At 60.7% G+C, this 20,969-nt stretch carries 25 protein-coding genes and 3 tRNA genes; 18 read left to right on the top strand and 10 right to left on the bottom strand.

Features of this window, described 5'->3' with window-relative positions; genetic code table 11:
- Nucleotides 1-17 precede the first annotated feature (17 nt).
- Nucleotides 18-941: a polysaccharide pyruvyl transferase family protein gene (locus tag ABMA32_RS08710; RefSeq protein WP_349013397.1), complete on the top strand. Its 924-nt coding sequence runs from the start codon at nt 18-20 to the stop codon at nt 939-941.
- A 7-nt stretch (nt 942-948) separates the two neighbouring features.
- Here ABMA32_RS08710 and ABMA32_RS08705 read toward each other — a convergent pair.
- Nucleotides 949-1,023, bottom strand: a tRNA-Thr gene (locus ABMA32_RS08705).
- Between the two features lie 142 nt (nt 1,024-1,165).
- Between ABMA32_RS08705 and ABMA32_RS08700 the strand changes: the two genes are divergently transcribed.
- Together ABMA32_RS08700 and ABMA32_RS08695 are read left to right on the top strand one after the other, a co-directional pair.
- Nucleotides 1,166-1,339, top strand: coding sequence for a hypothetical protein (locus ABMA32_RS08700; protein ID WP_349013396.1), 174 nt, complete (start codon nt 1,166-1,168; stop codon nt 1,337-1,339).
- A gap of 102 nt (nt 1,340-1,441) precedes the next feature.
- Nucleotides 1,442-1,750 carry a BA14K family protein gene (locus ABMA32_RS08695; protein ID WP_349013395.1) on the top strand — a complete coding sequence of 103 codons (309 nt, stop codon included), beginning with the start codon at nt 1,442-1,444 and terminating at the stop codon, nt 1,748-1,750.
- A 92-nt stretch (nt 1,751-1,842) separates the two neighbouring features.
- Here the strand turns inward: ABMA32_RS08695 and ABMA32_RS08690 are convergent, their stop codons facing one another.
- On the bottom strand, nt 1,843-2,700 hold the full coding sequence (locus ABMA32_RS08690) for a TrmH family RNA methyltransferase (RefSeq protein ID WP_349013394.1): 858 nt from the start codon (nt 2,698-2,700) through the stop codon (nt 1,843-1,845).
- Nucleotides 2,701-2,918: 218 nt separating this feature from the next.
- On the opposite strand from ABMA32_RS08690, the gene ABMA32_RS08685 reads away from it, so the two are divergent.
- The 3 genes from ABMA32_RS08685 to ABMA32_RS08675 all read left to right on the top strand — a co-directional run bounded on the left by ABMA32_RS08685 (nt 2,919) and on the right by ABMA32_RS08675 (nt 4,021).
- A tRNA-Tyr gene (locus ABMA32_RS08685) sits at nt 2,919-3,003 on the top strand.
- A gap of 105 nt (nt 3,004-3,108) precedes the next feature.
- Nucleotides 3,109-3,182, top strand: a tRNA-Gly gene (locus ABMA32_RS08680).
- A gap of 269 nt (nt 3,183-3,451) precedes the next feature.
- Nucleotides 3,452-4,021: a J domain-containing protein gene (locus ABMA32_RS08675; RefSeq protein WP_425475505.1), complete on the top strand. Its 570-nt coding sequence runs from the start codon at nt 3,452-3,454 to the stop codon at nt 4,019-4,021.
- 45 nt (nt 4,022-4,066) lie between these two features.
- On the opposite strand, the gene ABMA32_RS08670 is transcribed toward ABMA32_RS08675, so the two are convergent.
- The 5 genes from ABMA32_RS08670 to ABMA32_RS08650 form a co-directional block, all read right to left on the bottom strand.
- A complete protein-coding gene (locus ABMA32_RS08670; RefSeq protein ID WP_349013393.1) occupies nt 4,067-4,594 on the bottom strand; it encodes a prepilin peptidase in 528 nt (175 codons plus the stop codon).
- A complete protein-coding gene (locus tag ABMA32_RS08665; protein WP_349013392.1) occupies nt 4,595-5,131 on the bottom strand; it encodes a tetratricopeptide repeat protein in 537 nt (178 codons plus the stop codon). It abuts the gene before it with no gap.
- Between the two features lie 73 nt (nt 5,132-5,204).
- The gene (locus ABMA32_RS08660; protein WP_349013391.1) at nt 5,205-6,170 is read right to left on the bottom strand and encodes a type II secretion system F family protein; all 966 of its coding nucleotides are present in this window, start codon (nt 6,168-6,170) and stop codon (nt 5,205-5,207) included.
- A gap of 1 nt (nt 6,171) precedes the next feature.
- Nucleotides 6,172-7,143, bottom strand: a complete 972-nt coding sequence (locus ABMA32_RS08655) for a type II secretion system F family protein (protein WP_349013390.1) — start codon at nt 7,141-7,143, stop codon at nt 6,172-6,174.
- A complete protein-coding gene (locus tag ABMA32_RS08650; RefSeq protein ID WP_349013389.1) occupies nt 7,143-8,519 on the bottom strand; it encodes a TadA family conjugal transfer-associated ATPase in 1,377 nt (458 codons plus the stop codon). The genes ABMA32_RS08655 and ABMA32_RS08650 overlap by 1 nt, the downstream gene beginning before the upstream one ends.
- A gap of 497 nt (nt 8,520-9,016) precedes the next feature.
- Between ABMA32_RS08650 and ABMA32_RS08645 the strand changes: the two genes are divergently transcribed.
- The 10 genes from ABMA32_RS08645 to ABMA32_RS08600 all read left to right on the top strand — a co-directional run bounded on the left by ABMA32_RS08645 (nt 9,017) and on the right by ABMA32_RS08600 (nt 16,961).
- The gene (locus ABMA32_RS08645) at nt 9,017-9,241 is read left to right on the top strand and encodes a Flp family type IVb pilin (RefSeq protein ID WP_349013388.1); all 225 of its coding nucleotides are present in this window, start codon (nt 9,017-9,019) and stop codon (nt 9,239-9,241) included.
- Between the two features lie 81 nt (nt 9,242-9,322).
- The gene (gene cpaB, locus ABMA32_RS08640; protein ID WP_349013387.1) at nt 9,323-10,198 is read left to right on the top strand and encodes a Flp pilus assembly protein CpaB; all 876 of its coding nucleotides are present in this window, start codon (nt 9,323-9,325) and stop codon (nt 10,196-10,198) included.
- A gap of 81 nt (nt 10,199-10,279) precedes the next feature.
- On the top strand, nt 10,280-11,707 hold the full coding sequence (locus tag ABMA32_RS08635; protein WP_349013386.1) for a type II and III secretion system protein family protein: 1,428 nt from the start codon (nt 10,280-10,282) through the stop codon (nt 11,705-11,707).
- Nucleotides 11,694-11,993, top strand: coding sequence for a hypothetical protein (locus ABMA32_RS08630; protein ID WP_349013385.1), 300 nt, complete (start codon nt 11,694-11,696; stop codon nt 11,991-11,993). Before ABMA32_RS08635 ends, ABMA32_RS08630 begins: the two co-directional genes overlap by 14 nt.
- 50 nt (nt 11,994-12,043) lie before the next feature.
- Complete coding sequence (locus ABMA32_RS08625) at nt 12,044-13,546, top strand: TadE/TadG family type IV pilus assembly protein (RefSeq protein WP_349013384.1); 1,503 nt, start codon at nt 12,044-12,046, stop codon at nt 13,544-13,546.
- A 4-nt stretch (nt 13,547-13,550) separates the two neighbouring features.
- Nucleotides 13,551-14,039 (top strand): TadE/TadG family type IV pilus assembly protein, encoded by a 489-nt coding sequence (locus tag ABMA32_RS08620; protein ID WP_349013383.1) that lies wholly within the window; start codon nt 13,551-13,553, stop codon nt 14,037-14,039.
- Nucleotide 14,040: 1 nt separating this feature from the next.
- Nucleotides 14,041-14,673, top strand: coding sequence for a TadE/TadG family type IV pilus assembly protein (locus tag ABMA32_RS08615; protein ID WP_349013382.1), 633 nt, complete (start codon nt 14,041-14,043; stop codon nt 14,671-14,673).
- Nucleotides 14,670-15,827: a CpaE/TadZ family protein gene (locus ABMA32_RS08610; RefSeq protein ID WP_349013381.1), complete on the top strand. Its 1,158-nt coding sequence runs from the start codon at nt 14,670-14,672 to the stop codon at nt 15,825-15,827. The genes ABMA32_RS08615 and ABMA32_RS08610 overlap by 4 nt, the downstream gene beginning before the upstream one ends.
- Entirely contained in the window at nt 15,817-16,404 is a 588-nt protein-coding gene (locus ABMA32_RS08605; RefSeq protein WP_349013380.1) for a L,D-transpeptidase, read from the top strand. The genes ABMA32_RS08610 and ABMA32_RS08605 overlap by 11 nt, the downstream gene beginning before the upstream one ends.
- Entirely contained in the window at nt 16,401-16,961 is a 561-nt protein-coding gene (locus ABMA32_RS08600; protein WP_349013379.1) for a hypothetical protein, read from the top strand. The genes ABMA32_RS08605 and ABMA32_RS08600 overlap by 4 nt, the downstream gene beginning before the upstream one ends.
- Before the next feature lie 326 nt (nt 16,962-17,287).
- Here the strand turns inward: ABMA32_RS08600 and ABMA32_RS08595 are convergent, their stop codons facing one another.
- The 3 genes from ABMA32_RS08595 to xth form a co-directional block, all read right to left on the bottom strand.
- The gene (locus tag ABMA32_RS08595) at nt 17,288-17,827 is read right to left on the bottom strand and encodes a hypothetical protein (protein WP_349013378.1); all 540 of its coding nucleotides are present in this window, start codon (nt 17,825-17,827) and stop codon (nt 17,288-17,290) included.
- A gap of 89 nt (nt 17,828-17,916) precedes the next feature.
- Complete coding sequence (locus ABMA32_RS08590; RefSeq protein WP_349013377.1) at nt 17,917-18,531, bottom strand: ribbon-helix-helix domain-containing protein; 615 nt, start codon at nt 18,529-18,531, stop codon at nt 17,917-17,919.
- 318 nt (nt 18,532-18,849) lie between these two features.
- Nucleotides 18,850-19,620, bottom strand: coding sequence for an exodeoxyribonuclease III (xth, locus tag ABMA32_RS08585; protein ID WP_349013376.1), 771 nt, complete (start codon nt 19,618-19,620; stop codon nt 18,850-18,852).
- 129 nt (nt 19,621-19,749) lie between these two features.
- Between xth and ABMA32_RS08580 the strand changes: the two genes are divergently transcribed.
- Nucleotides 19,750-20,133 carry a hypothetical protein gene (locus ABMA32_RS08580; protein WP_349013375.1) on the top strand — a complete coding sequence of 128 codons (384 nt, stop codon included), beginning with the start codon at nt 19,750-19,752 and terminating at the stop codon, nt 20,131-20,133.
- 227 nt (nt 20,134-20,360) lie between these two features.
- Nucleotides 20,361-20,969 (top strand): GTP-binding protein (locus ABMA32_RS08575; RefSeq protein WP_349013374.1); only part of this gene is annotated, 609 nt, incomplete at its 3' end.

Here is a 20,969-nt window from a genome sequence, read left to right as displayed (position 1 = left end):
TTTGTTGAAAGGTAGAGATGTTCATTGACAATGCGATTATCGTCGCCTCCTGGGCTCGGGGCATGCCGGTCGGAAGGAATTGGGGCGACAAGCTGAATCCGGTCCTGATCAACCAGCTGAGCGGATCACCTGTCGTGCATGAGAAAAGCGTTCTCGGTTGGGAAGATCGCCCCGTCTTCAAGGTGGTCGGCAGTGCGCTCGGTGGAGCGCGCGAGAATGATATCATATGGGGCATGGGGTTTATCAACTCGACAGCCGTTCCACCCCAGGTACCCCTGTCCGTGACCGCGGTTAGAGGCCCCAAATCCAGGGACCGACTGCTGGAAAACAATGTGCCGTGCCCGGAAGTCTACGGTGATCCGGCCATACTCTATCCGCTGATATACGCCCCGAAGTCCGATGTTCAGTACGAGTATGGGATCATCCATCATTTCAGGGAAAATGACGCCATTCCGCCGGCGAAGATCAGGAATGAAAAGTCGGTACTATACATCGATGTATTTGGAGACATAAATACGTTCGTCGACCAGATACTGTCGTGCCGGGTCGTGGTGTCGAGTTCCCTGCATGGCGTCATATGTGCGCATTCCTACGGGGTTGACGCCCTATGGATGAAGGCGAGCAACCTTCCTCTTGGCGATGACTTCAAATTCTTCGATTATTTTTCGTCCATAGGCTACCCGGACGTCGTTCCCGTGAAAATCGACGATCAGGGGTTTGTTGTCCTTGACGGCCATGATGCGTCCGCGTTCGTACCGCGTATCGACGGCGACCTTCTCATTGAACATTGTCCGTTTCTGTCGAAAAGGAAGAAGCGCGATTGGCAGCGCAAGCGACTGCGTCTCGCGAAGGCAGGCCAGCGGGGAACGATTTTCAGCGCGGATATACCGGAAATACCCGCTCGAGGCGGCAAAATACGTAAGTGGCTGAGGGGAAGATGAGTTTTCCTGGTGCCGGTTGAGGGGATTGAACCCCCGACCTTCGGTTTACAAAACCGCTGCTCTACCGCTGAGCTAAACCGGCACGGGCGCCCGGTTAGCACATCTGGCGCGCCAGTAAAGTCAAAACTCGACCATCGATGCGACATGCGCGGGCCGTGAAATCGACGCGATGAATTCCTAGATAAGTTGTACGGCTGCTTGGAGCCGCAGGAGAAGATGGCGGGATGATCAGGTTTGTCGTGATTGCGCTGATCGTGATCGTGGCGTGGATCGTGATCCTGAAGCTGACGCGCGAGATCAGGACTGCCAATGTCGACTGGAAGGGCTGGGCCTTCATCGCCGGCTTTATCGCGCTGGCGTTCTATCTCAGCCACGTCACTGGCATCGGCGGCTTCTAGGGGCTGAAAAAATCTTGAACCGGCGTCGAACCTTATTCGATGCCGGCGCGACTGATGGTCATGAGGCGGATGGACGCCTCCCAACATGACCAGGAGATCATCATGTCGCTCAAGACCAGAATAGCCTCAACCCTTCTCTCTTTGACCGTGCTCGCCGGCGCGCTTGGCGGCACAGTCGCCCAGTCGGAAGCCAACAAGCTCTCGAAGGATGAGGTCGCCGCGATCGCCGGCGTTGGAGGCGTGCTGCTTGGCCTCGGCATCGCCAACGCCAATCGCGGTCCGGATTACTACGGCTATTCCAATTCTTGGGATGCCCATGTCCAGCGGTGCTTCGCCCGCTACCGCAGCTACAACCCGTATACCGACACTTACGTCGGGTATGACGGCTACGAGCGCCGCTGCCGCCTTTAAACCTCCGTGCAGTCACATGGGAAAGGAGGTGATCGCGACGCTTTCAGGGCTTTCATGGGGAGGGGCTTTGTCCCTCCCTGTCGTTTGCAGGGCTATTTGAGATATTTTCGCGCCGCGTACATCGCCACGGCCGCTGCGTTGGAAACGTTGAGAGAATGGATCGCACCCGGCATATCGAGCCGCGCCAGCGCGGAGACGGTTTCCCGCGTTTTCTGCCTCAGCCCCTTGCCCTCGGCTCCCAGCACGAGAGCGAGGCGTTCACCCGAAAAAGTCGTTTCCATTTCCGCCGGGCCTTCCGAATCGAGGCCGATCGTCTGGAAGCCGGCGTCGTGCAGCTTGCCGAGCGCATCGGCGAGGTTTCGCACCTCGATCATGTCGATATGCTCGAGCGCGCCGGAGGCAGACTTGGCGAGCACGCCCGATTCTGTCGGGCTATGCCGCGACGTCGTCACCAGCGCGCCGGCGTCGAAGGCGACTGCCGACCGGATGATGGCGCCGACGTTGTGCGGATCGGTGACCTGGTCGAGAACGACCACCAGCCGCGTGTTGCCAAGCGCATCCAGCGGCTTCGGCGTCAGCGGCCGCGCCTCGATAAGAACGCCCTGATGGACGGCCTCGCTGCCGGTAATGCGATCGATGTCCTTCGGTTCGACCAATTCGGCTGAAAAGGGAAGGGCGGATAAGTCGGAAAGCCCAAGCCTCTCCGCGGCATTACGGGTGACCAGCATTCGCGCGATCTTGCGTTGCGGATTGTCGATCGCGGCGCGTACCGTGTGCAGACCGTAGAGCCGCACCAACCCGTCCGGCGCAACCTCCCCGGGCGGCATCTGTGGGCGCGGACGGAACCCTTGCTGCTGGCCCGGCGCTCCTGACTTCTGGTCGCGATGCGCGCGGCGCAGGCGTGCGTAATGCTGGTCCTTGGGTGTGCCGGATTTTTTTTCGTCGGTCATGGCGGTTCTATATCGAGAAGACCCGCGCTTGCCTATGGCGGCAGGAAGGCGCTGCGCGGCAAAATGCTTCCTGGGAAATTATCGCGGCGCGCCCGCTTGTCGCGGTTGACACTGCCGAAGCGCGCGGCCATAAGGCGCTTCGCTGATCCGAGGGCTGTGCCGCAAGGCCGTCCCGAAGATCAGCCGAATGCCTCGTTGCATGGCTCCGGCGGCAGTACGGAGAGGTGCCCGAGTGGTTAAAGGGGACGGACTGTAAATCCGTTGGCTCAGCCTACGTTGGTTCGAATCCAACCCTCTCCACCACTGCCGGACCGGAAGCCACGCATAGCCCCGAAACCGCGCTTGCTTTAGAAGCTCGATTTTCGGCGGCGGCTGTGCCACAAGGGACAGGTCGCCGGACGGCACGGTGCGGGTGTAGCTCAATGGTAGAGCAGCAGCCTTCCAAGCTGAATACGAGGGTTCGATTCCCTTCACCCGCTCCAGCAGTTTTACAGCAGCGACCTGAAATTACGTGGTCCGGCTTCTGTGAATTTCACCCAATTGCCGAGACTTTAAGTTAGCTTGGCGTTGCAGTGTACATTCGACAGAGCAGTCGAACTGATGCGCCTCGACCATCCCGACCATCGCAACGAAAGATGAGTCAAGCTCGGAAGTAATCTGATCTCAGCTGGTTTGGTGTGCAAGAATGCATCATCTGGCTCGGTCGGATGTTTATCTACCTTGCAGGAAGACCCAAAAACCATGATTGTACATGGTCGATTGGGGCGAGCCGGAGATGTTCGCGGACTTATACGAGCTTCTGGAAATCAGTCCGAACGCAAACTCGGATACGATCGAGCGCATATTCCGTCATTTTGCCAAGCGTTATCATCCGGACAATCCGGAAACTGGCGACGTCGAGCGTTTCAATGAAATAGTCGAAGCCCACGATACGCTGAAAGACCCAGTGAAGCGGGCGAAGTATGATGTCCTTTACCGAAGCTTTGTTGAACTTCACCGCGAGACCGTCGCTGAGGCCAGCAAGCCGGGAACGATCGAACGGGACGTTGTTTTACAGGACAGACTGCTTTCGCTGCTCTATGTCAGACGGCGGCGGGACGTGAACAGCCCCGGCATCGGAGACTCCGAACTGGAAGCCCTTTCGGGCTGCCCGCGCGAACATCTGGAGTTCCATCTCTGGTATCTGAAGGCCAAGGGCTGGATCGCAAAGACCGAGAACGGACTTTACGCGATCACCGTGGAAGGCGTCGATCGCGCCAATGCCGAATTCCAAACGGTGCCGGCTACCAACTTGATTACGCGTCCCGGATTTACAGACTGAAAGCCGGGAGCCGTACTCAGACGCGCTGACGGAGCCTGTGTAGAGCTAATGCGGGCTGGTGCGTGCGATGTCGCTTACGATCGATATCAACTGAAGCACGAGTACCACAATCAGGGCTGCCGAGATCGGCACTCCGAACGGCACCACGCGCTTTCGTTCGAGATGCTGGATGTAGTGGCGAAAAAGGCCTTGAGGCAGAAGGATCGGATGTCTGATGACAAGCGCCGTAATGGCCGCGGCAATCAGCAATGCGATTGCGAAGTGGAAGAGGTTCTCACCGCTTGCGATCAACGGCGCCATGGCAAGGTACTTCACATCGCCAGCGCCCACTTTCCCGAACGCCCAGAATGGAAAAAGGAGCACAAACATGATCAGGGCGGCGGCAAGCGTCATGCCGATATGAACAGGATCGGCGCCATGCAGCCATGCTGCGAACAGGATCGCCGCGGCGAGCGCCAGCACGACGAGCAAGTCCGCGTTGCGAATCTTCTGCTCGGTGAAGTCGATAATGGCTATCCGGCAGAGCAGCGCGATCAGTGCGAGCTTGCCGCAGATCAGGAATGCGACGACCATCTAGCGCCCGATACTATTGACGCTCGACGCGAGCAGCTCGAGGTTATTCTTCACGGTCGGATCGTTGGGCGCCAGTTCGTATGCCTTCAGGAAGTTCTTGCGGGCGTCCTGCAGCTTGCCGCGCAGCAGATAGGAATAGCCCAGGTTGTTGTAATATTCTGGCGTGGCGCCAACAAAGCGCAGAGCCTGCCGATAGGCCTTGTCGGACAGGTCGAAGCGTCTGATGCGGTCGCAGGACGCGGCAAGACCCAACCAGGCGACTCCATCATTGGGGGCCAACTGAACGGCCTTGTAGAACAACGCGCCTGAATTGCCGTAGTTTTCGGAGCGGAACTGGTTCATGGCCTCCGCGACGGCCTGATCCGAGGCGTAATACTCGACAGGTGCGATCGTCTGAAGACCCTTGAAGGTGTCGCCGAACGCCGTGAATTCTGATGGGCTCGGCTCGTTTGTTCGGATGATGCCGTCATCCCCGGCCGTCGACTGGCAGCCGGCGAGGACAAGAACCGCGAGGACCGTTGGTAGCCACTGCCACATCGGACCCGACCTGGCATTCCAGGGACTTTTTCCCATTCCCCACCTCATTGCGCCACATCCCCGTCGTGACTGTCTAGAAGAAAACACCCTTCATGCGGATGATTACGGGCAGCATCACGATCATCAACACCACCGGAAAAACGCAGAGTCCGAGCGGCAGCACCATCTTGACCGGCAGCGCGTTCGCCTTTTCCTCGGCCCGCAGCACGCGCTGCGTGCGCATCTCGTCGGAATAGACCCGAAGCGCGTCGGTCAGGCTCGTTCCAAGTTCCTCCGACTGGCGAAACAGGACCGCCAGTGATCGCGCCTCGTCGATGCCGACACGGTCTGCGAGTTCGCGCAGCGCGTCGCGCAGCGGCTTCCCGGCGCGCATCTGCAACGTCATGATCGAGAGCTGAATTCCCAGTTCCTTGTGCGTGCCGGCAAGCTCGTTGCTCACCCGCTCCACCGACGCTTCCAGGCTCATTCCCGCATCAGCGCAGGTCAGCATCATGTCCATGAAATCGGGAAAGCCCCGACGGTATTTCTGCTTCACCGCGTTCTCGAACCGATCGAGCGCGATGCTGGGGATGACGATACAGGCAAGCCCGAACAGGAATGCGCCGCCAAATGCCAGGAAGGCCGGCAGTTGCGGCGGCAGCAGCCGCGACAGCAAGAGGTAGCAACCCAGGAAACCGACAGCGACGGCGGCAATCCTGATCAGGTTGTAGAGCGCCGGCGCGCTCCTGTGATGGAAGCCGGCGCGGAACAGCTTCGCCTCCAGCGCGTCCGGATTGCGGGATTCCTTCTCGACCGCCTTGAAATAGGCTTCGACCGGTCGCCGCGCGGCGATCCTTGTCAGTTCCGACTGCGCTTCCAGCGAGCGGCGGCCCTTCAGGCCCTGGGCATGAAGTTGCTCGCTAATCTGGCGCCTGGTCTGGAACACCGGCATGAGAACCGCCACGACGGCAAGGAACATCAGCGCGGTTGCGCTGAAGACTGCCGCCGAGAAGAGGAAGCCGGAGCCCAGATTTGAGAAGAGTGCGTTGATCGGGATCACCTCAAAAATCGAAATTGACCATGCGGTACATGATGAAGTCGCCGAGCAGCATCCACAGGCCGAACATCGTGAAGACCGGCAGGATTATGGGATTGCCCCAGACGTCGCCGTAGTAGGACGGCGCGATCAGCGCGAGGATGCCGAACATGACGAACGGGAAAGCCGAGATCATGATCGCCGACAGGCGGCCCTCCGCCGATAGCGAACGGATCTTCATCCTCAGCTTGCGACGCTCGCGCAGCACGCGGGACAGATTGGCGAGGATCTCGGTCAGATTGCCGCCGGTCTTGGCCTGGATGGACAGAGACACCGAAAGCAGGTTGAGGCCCTCGAAGCCGACGCGCTCCGTCAGCTTGCGCGCCGCCTGCTCGAGGCTGAGGCCGAAGGTGATCTCGTCCGACAGGATGCCGAACTCGGTCCCGATCGGGTCGGGCATCTCGCGCGCCACCAAGGCGACGGCGACGGTGGCAGGATGGCCGGCGCGCAGCGAGCGAACGATCATGTCGAGCGCATCGGGTAGCTGCGCCTCGAACTTCAGGATGCGTTTTTTGCGCTTTCGCCGGAGCCAGAGCAGCGGCAGGCACACGGCGACGAAAAGAAACACCAGCAGGACGGCCACCAGCGAGAACGTGAACACCACCCGCATCGCCACAGCGACGAGAGCGCCTGCGGTGAGGAAAACCAGCCCGAACGCAAGTGGGCTGCCGGTGATGCCCGACTGGGTGTAGAGCTGGTTCAACCAGACGATGCCGTAGGCAAAGTCGCCGTCGGCGGTCAGGCCGCGCTCGCGCAGCAGGTTTTGCAGCGTCTGCTCGGCCGGCGTCTGGTCGGCAAGCTGCCGGAGCCGGCGATTGATCGTTCCGGATCTTTCGCGCCGGCCGGCATAGGCGACATAGACGGCTTCGATTGCCATGATGGCCGACGCCGCGGCCAACGCCAGGACGAGATAGAAGAGCACCTGGCCGGAGGGCATCACAGCACGACCTGAGGGTTGAAGGCGTCCTTTGCGAAGTGCAGCCCGAGCGTCGCCGCCTCCTGCGCGAAGCGCGGGCGCACGCCTGTGGCCCGGAACTCGCCGATGATCGTGCCATCCGTCGCTACGTCGCGACGGATGAAATGGTAGATCTCCTGCAACTGAACCACGTGGCCTTCCATGCCGGTCAGTTCGGATATCGAGACGACGCGGCGGCCGCCGTCGGAGAGACGCTGCGTCTGGACGATTATGTCGATCGCAGATGCGATCTGGCCGCGAATGGACTCCTGCGTCATAGCCGTGCCGGCCATGCCCACCATTTGCTCCATGCGGCCGAGCGCATCGCGCGGTGTGTTGGCGTGGATGGTGGTCATGGAGCCTTCGTGACCGGTGTTCATGGCCTGCAGCATGTCGAAGGCTTCCTCGCCGCGCACCTCGCCGACGATGATGCGGTCGGGCCGCATGCGCAGCGCGTTCTTGACCAGCTCGCGCTGGCGCACCTCGCCCTTGCCTTCGACGTTGGGCGGGCGGGTCTCCAGGCGTCCGACATGCGGCTGTTGCAGTTGCAGTTCGGCCGCGTCCTCGATGGTAATCAGCCGCTCCCTGGGGGAGATGTAGTTCGAGAGTGCGTTGAGCAGCGTCGTCTTGCCGCTGCCGGTGCCGCCCGAAACCAGGATCGACTTCTTCGCCTGCACGGCAATCCGCAGCAACTCGATCATCGGCGGGCGGATCGAGTTGAACTCGACCAGCCGCTCCAGCGAGTAGGGCCTGCGCGAGAATTTGCGGATGGAAACCAGTGGCCCGTCGATCGAGATCGGGCGCACCGCGACGTTGACGCGCGACCCGTCGGCGAGGCGCGCATCGACCATCGGCATGGATTCGTCGACGCGGCGTCCGACAGCCGCGACGATCTTGTTGACGACGCGCAGCAGATGCGCCTCGTCGCGGAAGCGGATGCCGGTCTCCTCGAGCACGCCCCGCCGCTCGATGAAGACCCGCCGGTGCGTGTTGATCAGGATGTCGGCGATGGAGTCGTCCTTGAGCAGCGGCTCGATCGGCCCGAGGCCGAGCATCTCGTCAGCGGTGTCGAGGGTAAGCTGGTCGAGTTCGCGCGCGTTGATCGCTACGGCGGCCGTCCGGACGAAGTCGCGCACGATCGGCCGGATATCGTTGAGGATCTGGTCGCGGGTTGCGGTTTCGAGGACGGCGAGGTTGAAACGGTCGATCAGGTGGCTGTGAAGCTCAACCTTGAGGTGGAGCATTGGATCGGCCGGCATCTCCTGCGACGCGATGTGCGTGATCCGCGGAACGGGCTCCGCCTCAACCTGCGGTTCTATCCGCACGTCCACCTGGCTATTGGTGAATCTTCCAAACATATGCGCAGCCCACCCATTGCGCCCAGCCCAGATCAGCCTCACGCATTTTGCGCCGCCGTGCAACTGTTGGTTAACCGTAAAGTTAATACCGGTTGTGGGAAGTTGAAAAGCTTCAAGTCTGAAACAATTGAGACGACAATGCTCTACCAGCCAACAGTTCGGGACCGCACATGTTGCAAAAACTGTTTGTAGAACGGTCGCTTACTCGGACGAAAAATGCATTTCGAAAGCAAAGATATATGATGTTATGTGTAGTTCGAAAGATGACTACTTTACTCAACTCATTTCATCAACGGGTTGTGGCATTTTGGTTAAGGCGTCGAATTGAGAAATATTTTCAGTGGCTTGACCGAGCCGGTCGACACCTGAGGCGCGCCGTTCCATCAGCACGAAATGTTTAAGCAATCGTTAAGACGTTGACTTGCCACGTCAGGTTGCACACGATTGTGTCTGACGAGAATTACCTCGTCTTGTTTTGGGGTAAAGGGGAAGTGGGAATGCGTAAGATTATTGAATTCGCAAACCGGTTCCGTCGCGAAGAAGACGGCGCCGCCATGATCGAATACACGGTTCTGCTCGGCATCATCACCGCTGCGGTGATCGTGACCATTATTGCCGTGGGCGGATGGGTCTCGGGCCAGTGGGGTAACCTGAATACTCAATTGCAAACTGTCCCAGCCGGCGGCACAGGCGGCGGCTCCGGCAGCGGCTCCGGCACCTGATCGCATCAACTAATCACGTCGAGCCCGGGACTGACCCGGGCTCGACGGAACCTGGAACGGAAACCATCCCGGGGGCTTGGGATGCGTGGCAACACCATCGTAATGATCCTGCTGGCCGCCGTCTTCGGCGTTGCGGCCGTTGTGCTCGCCAATATGTGGCTCGCCGACCAGCGAGGCGCCGTGGCGGCCGCCGCGCCGGATGAGCCGCGCGACACCATCGTGGTCGCCCGCGTCCCGCTGAAGTTCGGCGACACGCTGACCACGGACAATCTGCGCGAGATCGCCTGGCCGTCCGGCGCATTGCCGACCGGCGCCTTCAAGACGCGCGCCGAGGCGCTCGCCGGCGACGGGCAGCGCCAGGTGCTGACTCCGATCGGGATCAACGAACCCGTGCTGACCTCCAAGATCACCGGTCCCGGCCAGCGCGCGACGCTTTCGGCCGTGCTGACCGAAGGCATGAAGGCCATATCCATCCGCGTCAACGACGTGCTCGGCGTCGCCGGCTTCGTGCTGCCGGGTGACCGCGTCGACATTCTCCTTTCGCGCAACATCCGCAACGTCGAGGGCGGCGAAGAGGCCTTCGTCGACGTGCTGTTGCAGGGCGTGAAAGTGCTGGCGATCGACCAGGTAGCCGACGAGAGCAAGGAAAACCCGACTGTCGTCAAGGCGGTGACGCTGGAGGTATCCACGAAGGACGCCCAGAAGCTGACCCTGGCCGCGGGCATCGGGCAGTTGTCGCTGGCGCTGCGCGAGATTGCCGCGCCCGGGAGCGAAAACACCGACCGCGTGACGACCGCCGATCTGGTTGCACAGGGCGCGACGGTCGTCGAACGCGTCGAGCCGGTTGCGGTCGCGGAGCCGGTGGCGGCGATCACCCCGCCACCGCCGGTGCGCTCGAGCGTCACCGTCTACAGGGGTGTCGAGCGGGAAGTCTACGACGTCCCGCGAACCAGATAGAGGGACTTAGAGGAAAGCGGCGAGGTGCATGGAATGGAGACGGGCGGGCGAGGCAGATCGGTTTCCGGGCTTGGGGCGGCTTTGGCCGCAGGTGCACTGGCGTTGCTGGCGCTGGCGACGGGCGCTGAGGGAGCCGACCGCCGGATCGATGTCTCCACGGCGAAGGTCCACCGCATCTTCCTTCCGATGTCGCAGTCGGTGACCGTGGAACTGAACCGCAACATGGGCGACATGGTTGTGGCCGACGCCAAGATCGCCGACGCGCAGCCGATGACCGACCGTGTGCTCTATGTCATCGGCAAGGGTGCCGGCACGACGACCGTGGCGCTCTTCTCCGAAGACAGGCGATCGCTGGGCGTGCTGGAAATCGAGGTCGGCGTCGACATAGACGACATGGCCCAGGCGATCCGGCAGGTCGCGCCGAAATCCAAGGTGACGGTCGGCTCGGTGAACGGCAAGGTGCGCCTCGGCGGTCGCGTCAAGGATGGCGCCACTTTGGCTGCCATCATGGAGGTCGCGCAGCAATACGGGCCGGACTCGGTCATCAACTCGGTGACGGTCGAGGACAGCCAGCAGGTGAACCTCGAAGTGCGCGTGCTGGAAGTGTCGCGCAATGCCGGACGCGAGATTGGCGTGGCCTGGCAAGTCGGCAAGAAGGGAGACAATATCGCGAACAGCGTCCTTCCGAACGACCTTGGCGGGCAATCGGTCAAGGGACTCGTCGGCAACGCCATCGGCGCCCTTGCAACGGGCAATACACCGTTTGCCACGGTCATCGCCAATGTGATCGATGCCGGCGTCAACGTCGATGTCATCATCAGGGCCCTCGAGGACAAGCGGCTGGCGCGCCGGCTGGCCGAGCCGAACCTGACCGCGCTCTCGGGCGAAACGGCCAGCTTTCTGGCCGGCGGCGAGGTGCCCATTCCGGTCGCCCAGGATAATGACGAGATTACCATCGAGTTCAAGGAGTATGGCGTGAAGCTGAACTTCACGCCGATCGTGCTCGAAGACAGCAAGATCAACCTCCGCCTCAATCCGGAAGTGAGCGAGGTCGACCCGACAGTCACCGTGCGGACAGACCGTATCGAGATCCCGGCCTTCGTCACGCGCAAGGCCTCGACCGTGGTGGAGCTCCGCGACGGCCAGAGCTTCGCCATTGCGGGCCTGCTGCAATCGCATAACCGCAAGCTGCAGAGCCAGGTTCCGTGGCTCGGACAGGTGCCGGTGCTCGGCGCGCTGTTCCGCTCGTCGAGCTACATCAAGAACGAGACGGACCTCGTCATCATCGTGACGCCGCGTCTGGTGCGGCCCGTCAGGCCGGGCGAGCAGCTTGCGACGCCGCTGGACAAGACGCGGCCTTCCAACGACCCGGAATATTTCCTGCTCGGCGAACTGGAAGTGACCAAGGACATGGTGCGCTCCTATGAGCAGGGCGCAGACGTGGTCGGTCCCTACGGGCACATGCTCGACGTCAGGTCGAAGGATCAGATGACCTATGTCAAGAAATAGCGCGCTTCCGCTGATCATCGGCATCGGCCTGCTTTCCGGCTGCGCCGACTATTTGAACCGCTACGACACGGTGACGCTGGCGGCCGGCGACGCGCAGAAACACAACGCCCTGCTGCAGACGAAGGATTCTTTCAATCCGGCTTCGGACAACACGGAAATCGACACGGATGGCCAGCGCGCAAGCGACGCGGTGGTCTGGAAATACAGAAAATCGGCGGCGCCGGGAGCGCCTGCGCCGAACATTACGGTCAACGTCGGGGACATCAATAGTATCGGCTCGAACTGAGGGCCGACCGACGACCGGGAGGGGGCTCCCGGCAATAGTGGGTGAAGGTCATGCTACGGGTGGTCAAGGCATTCTGGCGAGACGAGCGCGGCATAGCGCTCATCCTCGTCAGCATCATGCTGCCGGCGATCGTCGGCTTCGCGTTGCTGGCGATCGACATGAGCCGCGCTAACAATCTGCACAACGACCTGCAGAAGGGTGCGGACAGTTTTGCGATTGCCGGGGCGGCGGAGCTGGATGGGAAGACTGATGCCCACAGCCGCGCTATTCGGGCGCTGGGAAATCTGGTCGACAACACTCACAACTTTTCCACCTCTAACGCGCAGACACTTTTGACCTCGGCAGGGATCTCCTGGCGCTTTCTCAAGAGCATTCCCGCAAGTGACGCGACCGTCTTGAACCCCACGACCGGGGTTGACGCGAATGGGATCGATCACAATTCGGCCGGACCTGACGAGACGAAGTTCATTCTCGTCAACGTCAGTCCGACCGGCTTCGCGACGATCTTTCCCGCGTCTTTCCTCTCCGGCGACGCCGCGGACAACGCAATGAATATCGGGGCCACCGCGGTTGCCGGATTCGGAAGCGCCGTGTGCGACTTCACGCCGGTGTTCATTTGCAATCCCTACGAAATGGTCGGGGGTACGAACAATGCCGGCGGCATCACCTTGCAGGAGGCAGCGGCATCCCGCCAATACCGCCGGAGGCTGATCGAGTTGCGCAAGGTCGGCAACGGCGCCGCCGCCGGTCCCGGCAACTTCGGTTTCCTCGAGCCTCCGCAGGGTGTCGGCAACGGCGCTCAGGCCCTGGCGCAGACGATCGCGACCTCCCAGCCTGTCGGTTGCTACGGCGGCAACTCCGTTACAACCAAAACAGGCCAGAACGCAGGCCCGGTTCAGGACGCCTTCAACGTGCGCTTCGGCATCAAGGCGAATGGAAACCACTTCAACTCACCGCTCTACGGCCCGGCGGCAAACGTGCGCAAGGGCGCGATCCAGACGAAGGGCTCAGCCAATCAATGCCCTGCCTTCAATCAGATCACGTTCAACCTGGCAGGCACGGCCGGCTTTCCGCGTGACACGAGCTGGCCCTACATGGGCGGTCGGATGGGCAGCGGCGCCTGGAGTATCACGAATTACTGGAACACGAACTTTGGCGTCGGGACCAGTTATCCGACAAGTTGGACCACCGACCCGCCGAGCCGCTATGAACTTTACCGCTATGAAATCGACCACGGCATGGTCGGAACGACATCGCCCGGCGGAGAATCTGGAACGCCCGATCCCGATTGCCAGCCGCCGGTCACCACGGTCGACCGCAGGATCCTGTACGGGGCCATCCTGAATTGCCAGTCGCTGACTGCGCTCGGCCACAATCTTTCCGGCAAAAGCGAGGATTTGCCGGTCGAGGCCTTTGCGAGCTTTTTCCTCGCGGAGCCGGTGCCTTCCGCCGCTGATGACGCGTCCGTCTTTGTCGAATTGATCGACATCACCACCGGCGGACAGGGAACTTTGGCGAAGTTCCTGCGCGACGATGTTCAACTGGTCAGGTGACAAGATGGCCTGGGTCGAACGTTTCCGAAGTGATGAAAAAGGTTCCGTGTTGGTCGAAATGACCCTCATCACACCGTTGATGATCGCCCTGTCGGCTGGGGTATTCGAGTTCGGCAACCTCATTCACCAGAAGCTGATGATCGAAGCGGGACTTCGCGACGCCGCACGCTATGCCGCGCGTTGCACCGATGCGGTCACGGGTGTCAATTGCCTTGCGAATGCCCGCGCGATCGCAGCTTTCGGCTCCGTCGCAGGGACAACCGAGCGCGTTTCCGGTTGGGATAGCGCTGACGTTTCAATCACGACCTACACGACTGCCAACAACGTGGACGCAATCACCGGCTTGCAGGACTACCGGGGAACCACAGCGCAGGTCACTACGGTCAGGGCGACAGCCTCGGTTCCTTACGTGCCGGTGGGGCTGCTGGCCGCCATCGGGATTGGGAGCATCACGTTGAACGCCGCTCACGAAGAACGTTTCATCGGCTACTGACATGAAATCGTTCTCGAGCTTCAGACGCGATGAACAGGGCGCCGTCATGGTCGAGATGACCATCGCGATCGTGCTGCTTTTGACGCTGACGCTGGGGTTCGTGGATTTCGGCAACGCCTACTACCAGTGGAACGCGGCGACCAAGGCGGTTCAGGCCGGAGCGAGGATGGCATCGATCTCCGACCCGATCGTTCCGGCAGTCTCACAGGCCGGACCGGCTACGAGTCCGGGTGCAGCGGTACCGGCCGGCTCCTATGACTACGTCTGCAACGGAGCGACATCAGCCTGCGTCTGCACCGGAGCAAGCTGCGCCAACGGAGCTTGGGTAGCGGCCAACTTCAGCCGCATCTTTTTCGGCGACGACGGCGCCTGCGGGCCCGTGGCCGGCAGCCGCCCCGGCATGTGCGACTTCTTTCCCCGGCTTGAACCGGAAAACGTCGTGGTCCGCTACACCGCCACCGGGCTTGGCTACCAGACACGTCCCAGCGGCTCGATTCCCACCATCACCGTCAGCCTGCAAGACGTGAATTTCCAGTTCTTCTTCCTGAGCGGCCTGCTCGGGTTCGACGATATCACCATGCCCTCGATGCTGAGCACAGTGACGGGCGAAGACATGAGTAGCACCGCGCCATGAACGCTATCAGCCAAAAGGTCCTCCCAACTCGGCGCAAGCGCATCGCGCTCTATTCGTCGGATCCACAGTTTCGTCGTGAGGTCGCAACCAGGCTGGAATCGCTTGCGATCTACGACGTGCAGGTCGCCGATGCTGCTTCCTTCCTGCAGGGGGCCTCTTCCGACGCCAAACCTTCGGTGATCATCTTCGACGTCGGCGACGGGGAAATCCTTCTTGAACCCGCGGTTTCGGCCGCACGCTCCAGTTGGTCGACGGTTCCGCTCATCGCCGTATCTGCCGAACTCGCGCCGGAGCGCATGCGCAATCTGGTGCGCATCAATGCTTCCGACTGGCTGCGCAAGCCGCTGGATGGCAAGGACCTGCTGAACGCGGTGACCTACCATGACAGCGGGAGCCATGCTTCGAGAAGCCGGGTGGTCACCTTCATCGCGGCAAGCGGTGGCGCCGGTGCGACCACGCTCGCGCTATCCGCCGCCAAGCATCTGGCCGACAAGTCGCCGCAGCATGCCGCCTCGACATGCCTGGTCGACCTCGACTTCCAGAGCGCCAACTGCGGCGGATACCTCAACCTGTTCAATCATTTCGACCTCGAGAGCATTGTCGGCCAGCCGGACCGCCTCGACGTCGAACTGATGGATGTCATCAAGCTGACGCGCGACCCCGGCTTCACAATCTATTCCTTCGAGCGGCCGGCCCTGCCGTTCGAATCGACCGGTCGGGAATTCGTGCTGAAACTGCTCGACCTGATCGCCTACCGCTTCGAAAATGTCGTCGTCGACCTGCCCAATCTCGAAACGCCCTGGCATGACTCGGTGCTTTCGACCAGCGACGAGATATTCATCGTCTTCGAACTGAACGTGGCGTCGCTTCGCCAGGCCAAGAAGCTCTACACGCGCATACGCGAATTGAAGGGCAATTCCAGCAGCGTCACGCTGATTGCAAACAAGCACAAGCGAAAGCTGTTCGGGAACCACTTCTCGGGCAGCGAACTCGAAAAGATCTTTACCGCCAAGCACATCAAGTCGGTGTCGTTCGATCCTGATTTGATGTCGGATTGCCTCAACAGGGCGATGCTGCCGGACGAGATCGACCGGCGTGCCAGGTTCAACCGCGACCTGAAGGTCGTATTCGAGGACCGCATAGATGCGTCCTGACGCAAATGGCGCTTGCGCGATTGTCGCGCTTGCCACGCTGCTGACAACGGCGACGCCCGTTTTCGCCCTGGAGGCGCAGCCTACCTTCGTGGCCGCAAAGTCACGCCCGAAGCTGCCGGCCATGGGCCCCTCACTCCGTGAAACAGTCAAGTTCGACAGTGTCGAAGTCGCGGGAACGGTGATCATCCGAAAGGACACCAAGAGCCTCTATCTCGTGACGGCCCGGGGACAGGCGCTGCGCTATCGGATCAGCGTGGGACGGGAAGGCTTCAATTGGACCGGCGAGGTAAGAATTGGAGCCAAGCAGGAATGGCCAGAATGGCGTCCACCCGCCGAAATGCGGATTCGGCAGCCCGAGTTGCCCGCGATGGTTCCGTCCGGCCCCTACAATCCTCTTGGAGCGCGGGCCATCTACCTTCATCGCAACGGATCAGACACGCTCTATCGTATCCATGGAACGAACGATCCGATGGGCGTCGGCTTCGACGGGACATCGGGATGTTTCCGGTTGACCAACACCGACATCGTGGACCTCTACAAGCGTGTCGAAATCGGCGCGAAGGTGGTGGTGGAATGACCGAAATCCTGAACAAACCAGACCAGAAGGCCGCAGAACCTCGCCTGGCCTTTCCGAAGGATTTGCTGTTCACGCCGGCGCTCGTGCTGGCGATCGCAGCGGCGATGCTGACTTTTCTGAACATATCGGCAGCAATCTACAGCTATCGTTCGATGCGCGATCTTATCGCAATCGAGACGCGGCTTGGGGAACTAAAGGCTTTCGAGGATCGTGTCGTTGGTCGGCTGGATATGATGAACAATGGAATTCAGAGTAGGCTGGAGAACCTCCAGGGCGATGTCCGCGGGCATCTCGCCGACCTTCATCACGATCAGGCAGCGCCCGTACCAACTCCGTCAGCAGTGGATGAAGCCGCAAACAGCGCCGATGTCGATGTTCTGGTCACGGTTCCTGAATCTGAACCTTTGGATTCTGCGATAGTCCAAGAGGAACTCTACGCAGGAGAAGTCGCATCCACATCAAGACGCGATTCAGGCTCAAAGCCGGCTGGGAGGAAGACAGCTTATGAGAGGATACAGTCGCAAGACGGCAAGGTCTATTATCGCAAGGTGCAGTAGGCTCTTCTGTTCAAAGCCTACGGCATTTGCCGTCGCCGCGATCTTGTTCATTGCTACGTCTGAAACAATGGCGGAGCCGCGTTGCCTACGCGTCGTCAACGTCGACTTCTGGGACGTGCTTTATATACGTGCAGAGGAGACGCACAAGGCGAAGGCGGTTGGCGCCATCGCGCCCGATCACGAGAGCGTCATTCAGCTCACCGGTCCATGCATACCGGCCGGTCAGTCGTCAAAGCGGCAATGGTGCCCGGTCAACTACTTTCCACTACCGGGCGTTCAGATCAGCGGCTACGTGAAGGCGTATTTCGTAGCGCCTTTACCGTGTCCTAGGGATTTTTCTGGGGGCACTTAACTCGCGTCGCCACCAGCGCATCGCGACGTTTCAAATGTCGCAGCACCGCCACGTGGCAAGCCAAGCAACTCATGAGTCCCGCCAGTAGAATGAAAAATTGAAACGCGGAGATCTCCGTCACCCATACCAGGGCCCAATGGCCCGAAGAGAGAAAGCCGGCGCCCAGACTAGAGACTTTGGACTGGTTCCCGATCAGACAGAAGACCACGGCCAGGATAAATGCCGCGTGGTTTGTCAAGAACATGTAGGATGGCCAACTCCGCGACTTCGCGGTCGCTGCGACGACGAGCGCAACAAGGACGATCCCAATCAGATGGGTAGACGCGGCGCCACCGATCACCGCTTCGAGGGCCTGCCACGACCGGCCAACGCCCGCATGGAGATTCAACCACAACATCCAGGTCATGTCATTGGCGGGAAACGCGCCCAGCGAGAGCAACGCACTTCTTTCCGTGGCCATGACGGCAAGGAGCGAGAGAGGAAATGCTGTTAAAAAAACAGGCGCAATCCGCATTGCTGCAATTTGCGCGCTTCGCGTTAACAATAGTCTAACGGCAGCGCTTTTGACGCATGTCTTTCGAAGTGGCTGTCGTTCCGAGCACTCTAGCCAGAGGAGACGAAAGCCAGAAGCAGTCCACGGTCGCTGGCGGGTGCCTTCACCATGCTCAGTTGAGCGCGATGGACTCGGTCTGCAGCGGCAACGACAAAGCCGGTCAGAATCGGCTCGTCGTTGCGGGCTATGCGCGATCGTATCTCATCGACGCTGATATCGAGGCCAATCTTCAGTTGATCCGGGAAACCGGTCTCTTTTGCGCCAAGCAGATTGCGCCGAACGAACTGATGGAACGCCCGGTTGAAGGTTAGGATGACTTTTGACGAGTTCAGAGCCAGGGCCGGTGACGGGCAAGCTTCCAGCACCGAGCTGAGCGCTTTCAATGATGCGAGTTGGCGAAGCACCGTGTTTTCGTCCGACAGCCAACGCACGCAGGCCACCCGAATCGCCGACGTGAGATTGTGGGACTCCGGATGCAATCGCGAAATTTCTTCGACGGCCTGGCCAAGAGTTAACTTGCGGCTTTCGGCCAATCCCTTCAGCGTCTCCCAAAAGCGATGTTCCATCCGGACGCCACGCCTATTTCCTCCCCGAACAACGACTCGGAATTCAGGCTCCAGGTCCTCGGCCGAACAATATGGTTCAGGGACAATACCTTGGGTCATCGCTTGAGGCTTGGCCCGTTTACCGGCCTTTCGAGAGCACGAGGAAATACCGAAGCTTCGCGCATCCTTCGCGGAGCAGCAATTATGCTGCGGAAAGACCACATTGTAGTCCCCACCCCAAAAGTCCCGAGATGTATTCTCGGGAGCCCCACGTCAGTCTAGCACAAGAGCAAGTCAGTTGGCCAATCTGGATATTCGGATTCGTATTTCAACTATTCTACTCGGCTACTCGCCCGGACACGCATGCCCGCCGCCCGATCGGTTCCTATCGAGGACCGCTTCCCGCGCGTTTGCTTCAGTTTGTTTCTGACTCCGGTATCAGCCCAGCCTGATCCAGGCAGGTGCGTGATCCGAGGCTCCGGGACGGGCACGGACGTCCTTGTCCACCCCTGCATCGACGAGCCTTTCGGCAATGGAAGGCGAGAGCAGGAAATGGTCGAGGCGCAGGCCCGCGTCGCGTTCCCAACGCTGCCGTTTGTAATCCCAGAATGTATACATTCGGTCGCCTTGATGGACGGCGCGCAGCGCGTCGGTCCATGAACGGCCGACGATCCGCTTGAAGGCGGCGCGGCTTTCCGGCTGCACGAGCGCATTGTCGGCGTAGGATTTGCTGGGATAGATGTCGAGGTCTGTCGGCACGACGTTGTAGTCGCCTGCCAGCACGACCGGCGCGCCCGTCTTGCGCAGCGCGTTTGCGTGGAGGCGCAGCCGATCCAACCAGGCGAGCTTGTAGTCGAATTTGGGGCCCGGCTGCGGATTGCCGTTCGGTGCGTAGATCGAGGCGACGAGCACGCCGTTGACGGCGGCCTCGATGTAGCGCGCCTGATTATCGGACGCATCGCCGGGAAGGGCGGTGCGCGTCAGGATGGGCTCTGCACCCCGCGCCAGGATGGCGACGCCGTTCCAGCTCTTCTGTCCCTGCCAGACGGCGCCATATCCAGCGCCGGACAGTGCATCCTTCGGAAAGCTTCGCTGGTCGGCCTTCAACTCCTGCAGGCAGACGACATCCGGCTTCCGCTCCGCCAGCCATTCAACAAGATTGGCGAGGCGGTTGTTCACGTTGTTGATGTTGAAAGTCGCGATCAGCACGGCCGTCACAATAGCTGGATGGCGCGCCAGGCCAAGATGGCTTGGCCGACGGCGTGATCGCGTTATGTGACGCAACGTCAGTCTGTCCTAGATTGCGCGGCATCCGCCAACGGACGAGGACAGATGGCAATGGAAGAGCTGATTGCCTACCATGCGGAAACCGGACCGGGCACTATGTTCGGCTTCAACGGCTTTAACGACAACATTCTCCTTTCGCTGCCGCTGCCTGCAGGGCGTTACGTCGTACACGCGCGGCTGGGCATCGGCAATTCGGACAGCGATGACCAGGCTATGTCTTGCTCCATCAAGGTGCGCGGCACACTGCAGTACGTCGACCGAGTGCATTATCGGCTGGCTGACTGGTCCCAGCCGATCGGGTTCGCATTGCAGGGTGTGGTCGAACTCTATGAGAGCGGCGATGTGCTCGACCTCACGGCGGGCACCTACAAAGGATATGTGTCCGAACCCCGCATCCTCGCCTTCAACGTCAACGCCATCGTTCCGCCGGTCTGAACTGGCCGCCTCAAGCGCCGGGCGGCGGCGGAACGAGTATCTGGGCGCGGCTTCGGTTGGAGGCCCAGCCTTCGCCACCTATATGTCAGTCACACTCCATCCGTGGGAACGGGATCGGTCGTAAGGCGGGCGGGCGGCGGGTAGAACACACTTGTGTTTTCCGGCCTTTGTCGCTAATCGCCCCGCATTCGAACCCGTCCCGTCTTGCTGCTTGTAGGAAAGGTCAAATGGCAAAAGGTAAATTTGAGCGCACCAAGCCTCATGTGAATGTTGGCACGATTGGTCACGTTGACCATGGCAAGACGTCGCTGACGGCGGCGATCACCAAGTATTTTGGCGAGTTCAAGGCGTATGACCAGATTGACGCTGCGCCTGAGGAGAAGGCTCGCGGCATCACGATTTCGACGGCGCACGTCGAGTACGAGACGGAGAACCGTCACTATGCGCACGTCGACTGCCCCGGCCACGCCGACTATGTGAAGAACATGATCACGGGTGCGGCGCAGATGGACGGCGCGATCCTGGTAGTTTCGGCTGCCGACGGCCCGATGCCGCAGACGCGCGAGCACATCCTGCTCGCCCGCCAGGTTGGCGTTCCGGCGATCGTGGTGTTCCTGAACAAGGTCGATCTGGTCGACGACGCCGAGCTGCTCGAGCTGGTCGAGCTCGAGGTTCGCGAGCTTCTGTCGAAGTACGAATTCCCCGGCGACGACATTCCGATCGTCAAGGGTTCGGCTGTTGTTGCGCTGAACGACGGCGACAAGGAGATCGGCGAGAACGCGATCCGCAAGCTGATGGCCGAGGTCGACGCCTACATCCCGACGCCTGAGCGTCCG

The sequence above is a fragment of the Mesorhizobium quangtriensis genome (assembly GCF_040081925.1).
In the GTDB taxonomy this organism is placed as follows: Bacteria; Pseudomonadota; Alphaproteobacteria; order Rhizobiales; family Rhizobiaceae; genus Mesorhizobium_K; species Mesorhizobium_K quangtriensis.
This window is presented reverse-complemented; position numbering and strand designations above follow the sequence as displayed.